This is a genomic window from Ahniella affigens (assembly GCF_003015185.1).
In the GTDB taxonomy this organism is placed as follows: Bacteria; Pseudomonadota; Gammaproteobacteria; order Xanthomonadales; family Ahniellaceae; genus Ahniella; species Ahniella affigens.
The window spans coordinates 2,975,582-2,988,486 of record NZ_CP027860.1 but is presented as its reverse complement, the minus strand read 5'-3'; the positions used below and the strand labels follow the sequence as shown (position 1 = coordinate 2,988,486).

Here is a 12,905-nt window from a genome sequence, read left to right as displayed (position 1 = left end):
TTTACAGCCGACAAAGTGATGACCGGCGCCAGCCGCACCTCGAATCACCGCATCTCTATTGTCGTCATCCTGGAAGCCGCGCAGCGGATTCCGGGATCCAGGGCAATCTTGCCGAACACCTCATTTAGCTGCGTTCATGGCGCCTAACGTCATCGCAAGGCGACTTAGGCTGTTGTCGTCATCCCGACGAAAGTCGGGACCCAGAATACTTGCGGCACCGCGGCCAGATTGCCCTGGGTCCCGACTTTCGTTGGGATGACGAGTTGGAGTAGCGCCGCAACCTTCAACCGTCTTCACACAGCCTGCTTCGCCGGAGTGACGACAATAGCCGGCGCGTCGCCGCCGCAAGCAATGCAAAAGCGTACTTTGTTGACACCAGACTTGATCCGAGGTCCAGGCATTCTTATGGACCCGCCATCAACACCACGTCGATCGACCGATCCACCCACGGCGCCAGCCGCACCTCGAATCACCGCATCTCTATTGTCGTCATCCTGGAAGCCGCGCAGCGGGTTCCGGGATCCAGGGCAATCTTGCCGGACAGCTTTCGCAGCTAACGAAGTCATGGCCGGCGCCAGCCGCACCTCGAATCACCGCATCTCTATTGTCGTCATCCTGCAAGCCGCGCAGCGGGTTCCGGGATCCAGGGCAATCTTGCCGAACACCTTTTACAGCCGACAAAGTGATGACCGGCGCCAGCCGCATCTCGAATCACCGCATCACTATTGTCGTCATCCTGGAAGCCGCGCAGCGGATTCCGGGATCCAGGGCAATCTTGCCGGACAACTTTCACAGCCGACAAAGTGATGACCGGCGCCAGCCGCACCTCGAATCACCGCATCTCTATTGTCGTCATCCTGGAAGCCGCGCAGCGGATTCCGGGATCCAGGGCAATCTTGCCGAACACCTCATTTGGCTGCGTTCATGGCGCCTAACGTCATCGCAAGGCGACTTACGCTGTTGTCGTCATCCCGACGAAAGTCGGGACCCAGAATACTTGCGGCACCACAGCCAGATTGCCCTGGGTCCCGACTTTCGTCGGGATGACGAGTTGGAGTAGCGCCGCAACCTTCAACCATCTTCACACAGCCTGCTTCGCCGGAGTGACGACAATAATCGGCGCATCGCTGCCGCAAGCAATGCACCCGCGTACTTTGGCGATACCAGGTTTGATCCGAGATCCAGGAAAACCTGTGGACTCACCATCAGCGCCGCGTCGATCAACTGAACCGCCAACGGCGCCAGCCGCACCTCGGGTCTCCCCGCGACTATTGTCGTCAGTCCGGACTTGATCCGCGGGCCAGGCGTTCTTGTCGCAAAGCCTGGGCGCCAACTCATACTAGTTCCGGTGCCAACGGTTCCGACCATTAACACACGCACTAGGCACATGACAGCAAGGTAGTCGACGCCGCTGGATCGCAGTCTAGTCCCAAACGTCGTCCAAACTCTTCGCTGCCATGAGCTTGTCCCGAAGTGCATATCGCGAGGATTGCATGTTGGTATGGCTCGTCTCCAATCGCGGAATCGGCACAATTGGCGTTGCTGGGGCTTTGAACTCGACCAAGTACTTGCCGGTGTCATTGTAGGGCTTGATCGACTTGACCTCGGCAATATGCGTGATTGCACCAACTGGCGCCACTTGATACGCGGCAATGTATTTGAGTTTCGCAATATGTTTGGCGTTGATCCTGATGGCGTACCAGCAGTGCTCATTCAAGAACACTTGCCGAAAGCCCTCTTCACGCGCCGGCACGACGATGGTGTCGAACTTTTCGGCATCTGAGCCAACCGGCTGTACTTGATCATCCAGGTCGGCAAGTTTTGGTGCCGTGAACGCATTGATACCAAGCATCGGCAGGATCAACAGCATGTCGGCCAGAAACGCCTGTGCCGTTGCCTTGGCCGCAGGCGCCATTGTTGGGGCGGTAGGTTGATTCTTGTTCAGCAAAATGGCTCGATCGTGCCTCTTGGCCAGGCTGACTAACTCGGACTCCAAGAACTGCACTTCCGTTTTGCCAATCTTATGGTTTTGATCAAAGAAGTACACACCCCAGACCCAGCCCTCTTTTTTCGATACATGACTCTTGAGCCGATCGCCGATAGGGTCCGCTTCGCCAATGTAGATGGTCTCTTCCGCCGCATTGCCGACCAGAATGTATACCCCGGCCCGGTCGTATCCCGGTTCGACCTTCAATGCTTGGAACAGCTCCCGTGTGAACACCACGCCGAATCCAGACCAGTTCGACTTGTCGACATGACGAATGCCCTCCGGGTCGCCGGTGGTTGCAAATAGACTGATTGAGAAGGGCTGCATGGTCGCTGTCCAAGTTGTTTGCCGGTCACTGCGGTTACTTTAACTGCTATCTAACCAAACAAGCGCATCTGGCACACACGGAACGTGTCTGCGCTGAGGGGGCCGCGGCCAAGTCGCCGAACGATGGTGCCGATAAAGTCTGTACTCAGGAAACAATGCACACCGTCATTGTCCGACACTAGCTGCGGCAATCGCTGAGCACATAGTCAAGCCAGCGCTCCAACAGATGTTGTTCGTCGGCCTGCATGTCGGCAGAAGGATAGCTGGCACAGACTTGAACCTGTCCCCCTGAATCGGGCCAAAAGTCTAGGAACGGCAGTTCGTGATTCAGTGCCAATACTGCCGCAAAGGAATCCGCGGGCACGTCTTCGTCCAAGAATCGTTGCCTTAATGTCGCGAGGTTAGCTGAAGCCACCATCTGAACAACGCCGTCCGATACCGATGACAATCTTGTCCACAAGGGTCCAAGTGGTGCAATTGAGGTTCTGTCCCCGGGGGCGACTGATCCAACGGCTGGTTTCTGCAAGAACGGCTGAACTGGAAGCGCTGCCAGGCCGAGATCACGATCATCCGCAAACAACGCCGACTCGAACGCATCAGCGCACTGCTGTAATTGCTGGAAGCACAAGCTGAGCTCTGCTGAGGACAAATGCGAGAGCTTGCCCTTGCAGGTGAAAATGGGCAGATCGACGCGCAGATACAAATAGAAATGGCTGTTCGCGGCCGCCTCATTGACAGCCAACCGAACCAGCGGCGCGGTCTGTCGGATAGGGGCCCACTTGGTCTCGACGTTTGACTGGATGGCCAATTTGCGACTTGCCAGATCTGCTTTGCTGGCAATCGGGGAAGTAAGCGTGAGCGCGTAGACAGTGCCGCTGACCAGCGCCGAAAAGGGCGCCGAGAAATGCTGCTCGACCAAAATGGGCTGCGTGCGTTGACCGCCATCGCGCGTGAGGACCGAATCAATCAGGAATCTGGCGTTTGGGTTGTGTAGGTTCTTTTCCACCTTATGCAGCGTTCCGACCGCGCTATTGACGATGCCTTCAAACAGCGCCGCAACATGGGCGTCGATCTCGTCGTTATCATGGGCAACAATCGGCTCGTAGCTCAGACCATCTGAATTCGGAGGGTCGAACTGAGCCGGGTAGGGGTCCTCGCTCAGCGTCACCCGGTCTGGCGTGCGCAGAAATCGGGACCAGTCTTCTCGGGTTAGCTCGACGGTATTGTCAAAGTGCAAGGGTTTGCAGCTGTCCATCCGCTCTTCCACATCGTATTTGCGCGCGATGAACGAGGCGACTTGATCTTCATCCACTGAGCCCTGCAGAAACGGATAAGCGATCTGGAGTTCCGCCTTGCCCTGTTGCTTGAGTAGTTCATTGACGCGGCCAAACAAACGATCGACTCGCCCGACGCGCTGCTCGTTAGCACCCGGCGATCCGGCGATCCCATAGTGGTGAACCTTTCGGCACTGGACGTGCAGGTTTACGCCTTCCTGAAATACCGAAGTGGCCACCAGGACATTGGGATAAAACGGGCTGTTGAACCCAAGAATCAAGCGCTGCCGATTCTTTGACTGCCCGCTCGCGTACCAAGCTGGGCTTTGCAGTGATGTAAGAACCGTCCATTCCTTCTCCCAGGCGCCCAAGGGGTGATCGACAATTTTCTCGCACAAAATTTCAAACGTATCGAGCGCTGCCTTGAAGTAGGCCAAAAGCAATGATGTCTTGATGCGCTGCTCGGCGAACGCCCAGAACGCAAGATAGCGCTGCTGAACGCCTCCTTCTTGATTGTCGCGACTAAACTCTTTGTACCAGGCATAGAGTTCAACCATGACCGGACTGGCAAATAGGAACCCGGATTTGAGGTAGTTGGCAAAGTTTTCGGCAATGTCTTTGCGATCGTCCGCCCAGGAATCGAGCTTCTTGCGTTGGTCAGGGCTGAGCTCTGGATAGACGAGTGCCCAAACCGTACGAACTGGGGCGTCGTAGTTCGCAGCCTCATAGTTGCGGTTCGACTTTCGCTTTGTGTTGGCCAGCGGCTTCAGAATATTGAAGCGTTGGTCTTTTGCCGACGTGACAAAGTCAGCTCGGGCTCGGCCATTCTCCTTGTATTCGTAGAATTTCTCGTATGGCTTGTTTTTATAGTCGAGCGCGGGCTCCAGAAACATCGCGAACGCGCTGGTCGCGCGCTTGAATCGTTGGCTGACCTTGATGGCGTCATTCCGGTTACCGCGGCCTTTCTTTACGACAAACAAGTCAGCGATGGTCGAGCCAAGGTAGGCGTCGGCATCCTCGACGGCGTCTTGTGCGTCGTCCTGACTATCGTCGTCTTCCGGTTCCGAACCGCCGACCTCACATTGCCGAACCAACTCGTCAAATCCGCTACGAGACCATTTTGGCTTGCCATCACGCCAGTTTTTTACCAGCGGACTATCTTCGGTCAGGCCGAAGGCCCGGTAGATTCGAGCAGCCAAGAGATCGTCGTAAGCGCTGTTGATACGCTGAGTCAATTCACGGACGGACGGAATTCGGCGAACAAACACGAGATGTTTGTCATCGAACAGGTCTTTGGGCGCCGTGAACAGGTCTGTTGGCACACAGCGTGCCACCAACTGGCCGTACTTGGGATGGTCGGGCAGGTGCCCAAACGCGGCGGAATACTTGCCGGTCAAGTAATTGAGCAGATCGGTGTCGCCGGCCTTGTCAAAGTCGAATTCGGTATCCGCTTTTGCGGATGCTTCGGGATCGGAAGCTCCATCCTGCTCAATCGGCGCACAACCAACCGATTCAAAACCCTCCAGAAAGCCATACAGCAAGCTCTTGCTTTCTCTGGTGATCTTGAGGCGTGTCACGAGCATTTTCTGATAGAGCGCAAAGAACAGCTCTGACTCCGGGCGCTGGTCAAAGTCGCACGGCATGCCTTGCTCGGTGCGGTACTGATGCTTGCTGAAGTGCCCCGCATTTCCTTGCATGCGCCTTAGCCGACGCAGCCCAAAGGCCTTCATCAGGGCCATCGGCGTCTTGGCTGTCTCCGGATCGGGCGTTCGGAAGTAGCTGACGATGCTGTGAATGTCTTCGAGCCGGCTGTGGCTGGGTGTCGCAGTCAATAGAAGCGTCTTCTGACTCAGCCGCGACGCTGCCGAACCAAACCATGCTTCCGCCGCCGCAACACGTTGTGAACCGCCGCTTCGGTTCCGGAAGTAGTGCGCTTCATCAATGATGATCAAGTCAAATCCATCTGGGCCGAGTGCTGCCTTGATGCGCTGGTGCAGGGCTTGTGCGTTGTTCCGGGCCACTGCGGCACTGTCCTGGCCTTTCTGTCCATCGGGCACCAGCCCGCTCAAAGAGTGGATCGTGGTCAGATAAAGGTGTCCTGCCCCCTGCTCAACGGCAGCGACGAGATCTTCCAGGCGCGTGAGGGTGTGGACGGCTGGCACAGGGCCGCCGTCTACGCCATTTTTCACGCAATGATCCACTGGTCGATAGTGAAACTCGACGAAGGCCTGAAACTCGCGCCGCCAGTGCGCGCAGATGTCGCGGTTAGGCGCCATGACGAGCACTCGGGCATCAGGTTTCATCTTCCAGAGTAGGGCAGCTACGCCCAGTGCTTGGAAGGTTTTGCCCATGCCAACTTCGTCCGCCAAGAGGGCCACGCCCTGCTGAGCCAGCAAATTCCACAAGTAGGCAACGCCTTCGGCTTGGCGCGATGCCATCGAGGCCGCGCCATCGCTGGCGTACTGCCAATCGGGCTGGTCGCGCCGGAAATTGATCCAGCCGCCGACCCGCTTGGGATCCAGTGTTCCCCACTCAGTTACTGGCATAGCCGCACTCCTTTCGCACGAACTGCACGAACTCATGCGGGATCTTGTCTGGGAGGGTTGGTAGGGCAAGTTCCAGGCTGTCCCATCGCCACTGAAGGGGATCGTCCTCGCTGGTCGCCAACTCGTGTCGTATGGCCTTGGCGAGCTGACACAAAGTCCGCACTTCCTGAGTCAGGAACCAATTAAACAGACCCTGATTGCGGTCGGTATTCCTCTTGTGGGTTTTCTCGATCAGCTCTAGTAGGCAGCCCGGTCGCGTAAAGACCCAGCGATGCAGGTCGTCTGACTTCTTGATCGCCTTGAGCGTCTCGGCATACTGATGCGTGGCTTGGAACAGCCGGAAATAGCTGATGCGTTCGGCTTGCTTTGGCTCAGTCACTTCGGAATCGGATTCGGCCGGCTCCTCTAGGGCCTCCAGCGCGTCGACCTCCTGGTTGTCTGGAACCCGAAACGGAGCGTCTTCGTCAGTACTGGTATCGCCATTGAAGATCATCGCGTTGAGCAAGTCCTCCAGGGACTCGAATGCTTGGGCGGGGCGGTCGGCGACCTCGGTCTCGATGATCAGCGCCCGATAGACCACGACGTCATCCCTCAGAACCTGAAAGCGCCGCTCGTGCAGAATCGTCCCAGGACTGTGGACCTTGATTGGACCAATACTGAGCGCTTTCTCTTGTGGCTCCCAGTTGAGCGGGAGCAACGGATCATGCCCAGGCAGTCTCAGCGCGTAGCCGCCCATCGGCATACCGACATGCCAAGACGCCGTGACAAAGTAGTGGTGCAAATGCCAATCAAACCGTACCTGCGCGTCGAACGGTAGCTGGCTCGGAACGACCAGGGCTTCTTGCGCCAGCAGTTCGTCGGAGGCGAATCGGTCGGCAGACATGGCGAGCTTCTCGCCGCGCGCGGTTTGCCAGTCGCCTTCGTGACTCAGGATCATTCCGGCTTCGATATTCACGTTGGAATCGCGTGCGCCGGCCGGGTCTGGCAGATTGGCGCCTTTGCTCGTGAAGTTCCAAGAGCCAATGGCCAGCACGTTGCCAAGCTTCCAGATTTTGGCGTGACAGAACGGGGCGTCGGCGTCCGAGTGATTATCCCGGCGATACAGCGAGAGGGCGCCCGATTCCGAGAAGGCTTGCAGTGCCTCGTTCCACGGCGCTCGAACATACTGCCCGTCGACCAAGTCGGGCACTAAATGCACCCGAAGGTCCGGCATATTCGCGGCCAATCTGAGCTCCTGAACCAACCCCATCAGATCGTGCGACAGGTAGGGCGACCAAACCAACAGGTCGCCCGCATGATTCTGGGTGAAGAACTGCGACACGAACGAGCGATCCTGGAAGCTGTGCACGAACGACCAACGACCCGGTTCACGTGACAGGCCAGCACGCTCCGGCCATGGAAATGCCAGCCCCGCATTTCCGGCCAACGCCGAAAAAAAGCCCCGCACGGCTTCATACTGTGTTTCGGTTTCGATTCGCTCAAACAGAAAGGCCTCCTGGTTGCGGGCCCATCCGCTCAAAGTGAGGTTTGCGCTGCCCGTGCCAAGAACACGATTCCCTTTGACATCTTCAAGATAGATCACCTTCGGGTGGAATAGGCTGTCTGGCGAGAACAACTGCGCCCAGGCGGCGGGGGACACGCCGTGCACCGGAATGGCAGTGCGCTTGTTCTGATCAGCGCCCATGAATCGGTAGTCGCAGAACACCCGAAAATCGACCAAGTCCTTGTTAAGCACAAGTTGCAGATTCTCGTAGTCTGCGCGCCGCCTTGGTTGATCCTGGTTCAGCGCCTTCGGGAGCAGGTAGGTCTCCACGAATTCGATATCGAGGGTGAAGCTCGTCATCCAGACGTAGCGGAGCTTGTCCAGCGACCCTAATTGCCTTGCAAAGGCATCCAGCAACTTCATGCGCCCACTCCTTGGTAGCCGCGAACCAAAGCCTGGAAGTTGGGCAAGTAATAGCTGTGATACCACGCACCCGGTTCCCAGTGCTTGACGTCCGGGTCACGCATAGGCCGGGCATCCAGACGAATCTCGTCGCCAACGATGTCCAACCAGGACGCTTGACCGCGCTGCGCCATCACAGAACGGTGATAGTCGACCAGGAGGTGAACCTGCTCCGTCATGCTGGATGTGTTGGCGAGTTGCAGCAGCTTGTTCAAGCGATGACGGCTCGCACCGACCGTGACCTTGAGCAGCTTATCGTTATCTAGAATGGCACGGGCCCGGTCTGGCAGCGTGCGCGCATCCCGGTGGAACTTCTGCCACTGTTCCATCACATGCTGCACGGTTTGCGATTTGCGGCACGCCATCAAATTGAACAGCAGCACAGCATCCGCCAGGAATGGCTCCAATTGCTTAATGTGCTCGAACTTCAGGCCCTCTTCCTCGGGCACGGGGGTAGGCGTCTGGTAAATCAGCTCGCGGGCCGAGAGCGCTTCGGCGCGATTCGGTTGCTGGTCCAAGGTGTTGAGCAGTGCCCCCGCGGCCCCCAAATTCAGGCCCGTTGCTTTGAGCCAGAATTCGCGCGCGAACTTGCCAACGGTGCCCGAGTTCGGAAACGTCTGCACATAGGCCAAGGGCAGGCTTTCCGGGATCGACTTGAACGGTGTTTCCGGGTCTTTGCGATTGATGGTCAGTAGCTGCGACAAGTGCTCATAGCATTGTGCTGCCAGCGTGTGCATGGACGGGTTGCCAGCGATGAACTGCTCAGCGTCGCGCCACAAGGGCTCGGCACTGGGCAAATGGTAGTGATAGTGCGTGTCGAAATAGCCAATTTGCATCATTGGCGATTTGTAGCGACCGCTCACCCCGAGCCCTAGCTGACGTTTGAGAATCTCTCGATCAGGGCGGTTGCGGCTGAAGACCAATAGGGGGTTCTCGTTGGTCTCGTTCCAGATTCGATTCCCCTTCGACACGCCCAGAACACCGCTGCTTTCGACGCTAGGTCTCGCCTGACCGTTGCTTCGCTTCGACTCGGCTTCGTACCAGATGACAGAAAAGACGAACAGATTCTCGAGATACAGCAGACAGGCACTCTTGAATGCAGTCGAATCCTTCCGACCGAACACGCCTTCCAGCGCGCGGCTCAGCACAATGCTCTCGTCACGCACGATGCGGCGAATCAGGTTGTGATGGAACAAGTTGAGGGTGTAGTTCCGGACGTCATTCGAGATCGAGTTGACCCGGTTTTTGAAAATCCGCCGCCCGAACGCCGACCAGATAATCAGCATACCCAAAGGATCAATCGAAGCATCGCCACTCAGGCGATCGTCGTATTCGGTGAGATAAGGATCAAGAAACATCGCTATCCCCGATACCGCTCAGGCATAACAGCCCAGCGCTCTGCACCCAGTCAGTCCGCATTCGTCGCATCGGCTGCGCCCCCCATTGATCCGACCCACTGCCGGGTCTGTGCGTTAAATCTAGCGAGTCTGATTGAGGGCGACAAGACTCGCTCATGGGAGAAAAATCGCTGGGCACATAGCCAGGCGTTTGCAGTGTCGTCTTCGTCATCCCGACAAACGTGGAGACCCGGGGCAGTCTTGCGACACCACTCAATAGTCGTCATCCCGACGAAAGTCGGGACCCAGGGCAATCCTACGAAGAACCACCTGCAGCCCGGTGACGGATTTATCCACCACGGCATCAGCCGCAACTCGAATCACCACGCCACTATTGTCGTCACCCCGGACTTGATCCGCGGTCCAGGGCAATCTTGCGAAACTACGGCAACCCCCGTTGACGAATCGATCCACCCACGGCGTCAGCCGCACCGCAATGCCAAGCCACCCCATTGCCGTCATCCCGGAGCCGCGCAGCGGATTCCGGGATCCAGGGCAATCTAGCGTCAAGCCGACACAACGAGGCCAACCCAGCGCCAGCCGCACCGCAGTGCCAAGCCATCCCATTGTCGTCATCCTGGAGGCCGCGCAGCGGATTCCGGGATTCAGGGCAATTTAGCGACAAGCCCACACAACCAGGCCAACCCAGCGCCAGCCGCAGCGCAGTGCCAAGCCACCCCATTGTCGTCATCCTGGAAGCCGCGCAGCGGATTCCGGGATCCAGGGCAATCTGGCAACAAGCCCACACAACCAGACCAAACTGGCGCCAGCTGCACCTCGAACCTACACGACCTATTGTCGTCATCCTGGAAGCCGCGCAGCGGATTCCGGGATCCAGGGCAATCTGGCAACAAGCCCACACAACCAGACCAAACTGGCGCCAGCTGCACCTCGAACCTACACGACCTATTGTCGTCATCCTGGAAGCCGCGCAGCGGATTCCGGGATCCAGGGCAATCGTGCCGAACACTTTTCATCGCCAACAAAGTGGCGACCGGCGCCAGCCGCACCTCGAATCACCGCATCACTATTGTCTTCATCCCGAACTTTATTCGGGATCCAGGGCAATCTCGCCGCACGCTCGCCGAAGCTCGTCACCGAGAAAGCAATTCAACATATGCCTGATAGCTAAAGCACCGATTTTTCTTCTGCCCCGTCATCTCAGCAACTACGCCCAATTCCTCCAACACTCTGACCGCCGCCGTTGCCGTGGGAAAGCTGGTTTCTAGTCTTTGACGCACCTGTTCGATCGTGAATCGCGGCATCATGGGCAACATCTCGAATAGTCGGTAGCTTGCCGGGCCCGCTTTGGTCGATTGCAATAGTCGCCTGCGATCGGCGGCCACAAGGCTGGCCACATCAATGATGTTCTTTTCAGCATCCGCCGAAGCTGCGACAACGCCTTCCAAAAAGAACACCACCCACGACTCCCAATCGCCCTCTGTGCGGATGGCAGAGAGACGCCGGTAGTATTCCGCTTGGTGTTGTTTCAGATAGCCGCTCAAGTACAGCAACGGTTCCGAGAGCAAGCCCCAGTGCTCAAACAGCGCCGTAATCAGCAATCGGCCAATACGTCCGTTGCCATCCAGAAACGGGTGGATGGTTTCAAACTGCGCGTGGATGAGCGCCACCCTCACCATCGGCGGCAAATCCGTTTTCGTATCGTGTATGAATCGCTCTAACTCAGCCAGCAAACTTGGAACCTGCTCTGGTGGCGGCGGTACGAACGCCGCGTTACCCGGTCGTGTGCCACCAATCCAGTTTTGCGAGCGGCGCAGTTCACCCGGTTGCTTCGAGGCCCCGCGAGCGCCGTCAAGCAGCCGCCGATGCGCGTCTCGCAACAGGCGGACACTGATCGGCAGTCCCTTGGGATCACGCAATTGCTCGCGCGTCCAGTTGAGCGCGCGCAGGTAGTTGGTGACTTCCTCGACGTCCGCCGTATTGCTGACTTTGAAGCCCGCTTCGTGGTCGAACAGGTCGGTCAGTGTTGCCTGCGTGCCTTCAATTTGCGACGTGAGCAGTGCCTCTTTGCGAATCGCGCTGTACAACAACCAGTCCACTGACGGCACCAGCCCCGTGCCCCCCGCCAAACGCGCCAGCGCCAGTTCGGCTTGCCGATTGAGGTTGCTGTAGACCTCGGGCAACAACGCCGGATCAGCTGGCGGCAAAGGGTGGGGTATGAATGCCCGCACGGACTCACCCAGAGTCGTGGTGACCGAATCGATTCCCGTGCTGCGTATCATTGCGACTCGCCTTGAATACCGTTGCTTCAAATTAAAGCATTCTTTAATGTGTCGGGCAACCATTAAAGAATCCTTTCATTGGCTAGATCGAGATCGTCTCGCCTGCGGGACCCGCTTAATCGCTTGGAGCTCGGCTTTCGTCTGTTTGCACCCCAATGGGCTCGCCGAACCGAGCGCCGCCTAGTAGCTCAGCCGCTCGAAGTTCAGTCTAGGAAGTCTGTCAGCGGTCTGGGCGGAATGCGGTCTAGGCAGAAAGCCCCCGAGCAGGTCAGGGTGTCGAAAGCCGTTATCTGATATTTGCCCGCACCACCCATTCGGCTGAAGCCGCGTCCCGAAGCATCCCGAATCGATTGTCGTCACCCTGGAAGCCGCGCAGCGGGTTCCGGGATCCAGGGCAATCTCGCCGACAGTCAGCAACAGCAGCCTTTCGTCGTAATCGAAGCCCCTTGCCGCTGCGCTCGTATTACTCCATCGGCGCGAACAGCAGAATATCGATCTCCAGATCACCCAACGCAAGCTCAATCTGCTCACGCACCGCCGCCCAGGGAAGCCCACCATTCCCAGCCCCCAAAGCCGGGATCGCAACAGAAGCAACCATCTGCTCAATCAAGAGCCGCCGCAGATCATGCAAACCGTCCACGATCCATTCCATCCGAGATGGCGCACGCCAGTGCTGTTTGGTCGGGAAATTGACAATCCAGTGCGGGTCGCCCAACTCACGTACCACCGTGACGAACATCTGTCCTGTCCGCACTTCCCGGACTTTGCACGCCGCAGCGTAAAGCCGGTAGTTCTTAGGAAAGCGCTCCTTGAACGCCAGAGCAATGCCCTTGCCCATCACGCCGACGATGTTGACGGCGTTGACCAGCGCTTCGGCACGAGCTTCGAGCAGGTTTCCGTAACTAATGCTAATCATTGGATATCCCGAGTTCAAAAGGGTAGGGGAACCAAAGCAGCCGTCTGCCAGGCGGTCCAACGCTTGAATGCTTCGTTGGCCATAGTACTCAATATATGCTCCTTTCAAAGGTAACGCCTGAGCCAGAACGCAGCAGGTCAATACAACCGCAGTAAAATGAGCCAGTCCACAGTTTCGGTGTTGCGGCGGCTGTCGCGACACCTATCCGAGGCTTTGCATTGCCGTGCCGCTCCTAAACCGAGCTGCCTCAGCTAAACTTGATAGTCCTTA

At 57.6% G+C, this 12,905-nt stretch carries 7 protein-coding genes; all 7 read right to left on the bottom strand.

The window, feature by feature from the left end; genetic code table 11:
* Positions 1 to 1,423: 1,423 nt before the first annotated feature.
* Entirely contained in the window at positions 1,424 to 2,314 is an 891-nt protein-coding gene (locus C7S18_RS11370; protein WP_106891678.1) for a GIY-YIG nuclease family protein, read from the bottom strand.
* A 178-nt stretch (positions 2,315 to 2,492) separates the two neighbouring features.
* Complete coding sequence (locus tag C7S18_RS11365; protein ID WP_106891677.1) at positions 2,493 to 6,134, bottom strand: DEAD/DEAH box helicase; 3,642 nt, start codon at positions 6,132 to 6,134, stop codon at positions 2,493 to 2,495.
* Positions 6,121 to 8,040, bottom strand: coding sequence for a phospholipase D-like domain-containing protein (locus tag C7S18_RS11360; RefSeq protein WP_106891676.1), 1,920 nt, complete (start codon positions 8,038 to 8,040; stop codon positions 6,121 to 6,123). The genes C7S18_RS11365 and C7S18_RS11360 overlap by 14 nt, the downstream gene beginning before the upstream one ends.
* Positions 8,037 to 9,437: a hypothetical protein gene (locus C7S18_RS11355; RefSeq protein WP_106891675.1), complete on the bottom strand. Its 1,401-nt coding sequence runs from the start codon at positions 9,435 to 9,437 to the stop codon at positions 8,037 to 8,039. The genes C7S18_RS11360 and C7S18_RS11355 overlap by 4 nt, the downstream gene beginning before the upstream one ends.
* Before the next feature lie 252 nt (positions 9,438 to 9,689).
* The gene (locus C7S18_RS11350; RefSeq protein ID WP_146151888.1) at positions 9,690 to 9,929 is read right to left on the bottom strand and encodes a hypothetical protein; all 240 of its coding nucleotides are present in this window, start codon (positions 9,927 to 9,929) and stop codon (positions 9,690 to 9,692) included.
* Positions 9,930 to 10,570: 641 nt separating this feature from the next.
* The gene (locus C7S18_RS11345; RefSeq protein WP_206208013.1) at positions 10,571 to 11,719 is read right to left on the bottom strand and encodes a Fic family protein; all 1,149 of its coding nucleotides are present in this window, start codon (positions 11,717 to 11,719) and stop codon (positions 10,571 to 10,573) included.
* Between the two features lie 463 nt (positions 11,720 to 12,182).
* Positions 12,183 to 12,695, bottom strand: coding sequence for a macro domain-containing protein (locus C7S18_RS11340; RefSeq protein WP_240624024.1), 513 nt, complete (start codon positions 12,693 to 12,695; stop codon positions 12,183 to 12,185).
* Positions 12,696 to 12,905 lie beyond the last annotated feature (210 nt).

Excerpts from the sequence above, each read along its gene's own strand:
- C7S18_RS11370 (WP_106891678.1), bottom strand. The coding sequence starts at position 2,314 with ATGCAGCCCTTCTCAATCAGTCTATTTGCAACCACCGGCGACCCGGAG.
- C7S18_RS11365 (WP_106891677.1), bottom strand. The coding sequence starts at position 6,134 with ATGCCAGTAACTGAGTGGGGAACACTGGATCCCAAGCGGGTCGGCGGC.
- C7S18_RS11360 (WP_106891676.1), bottom strand. The coding sequence starts at position 8,040 with ATGAAGTTGCTGGATGCCTTTGCAAGGCAATTAGGGTCGCTGGACAAG.
- C7S18_RS11355 (WP_106891675.1), bottom strand. The coding sequence starts at position 9,437 with ATGTTTCTTGATCCTTATCTCACCGAATACGACGATCGCCTGAGTGGC.
- C7S18_RS11350 (WP_146151888.1), bottom strand. The coding sequence starts at position 9,929 with ATGGGGTGGCTTGGCATTGCGGTGCGGCTGACGCCGTGGGTGGATCGA.
- C7S18_RS11345 (WP_206208013.1), bottom strand. The coding sequence starts at position 11,719 with ATGATACGCAGCACGGGAATCGATTCGGTCACCACGACTCTGGGTGAG.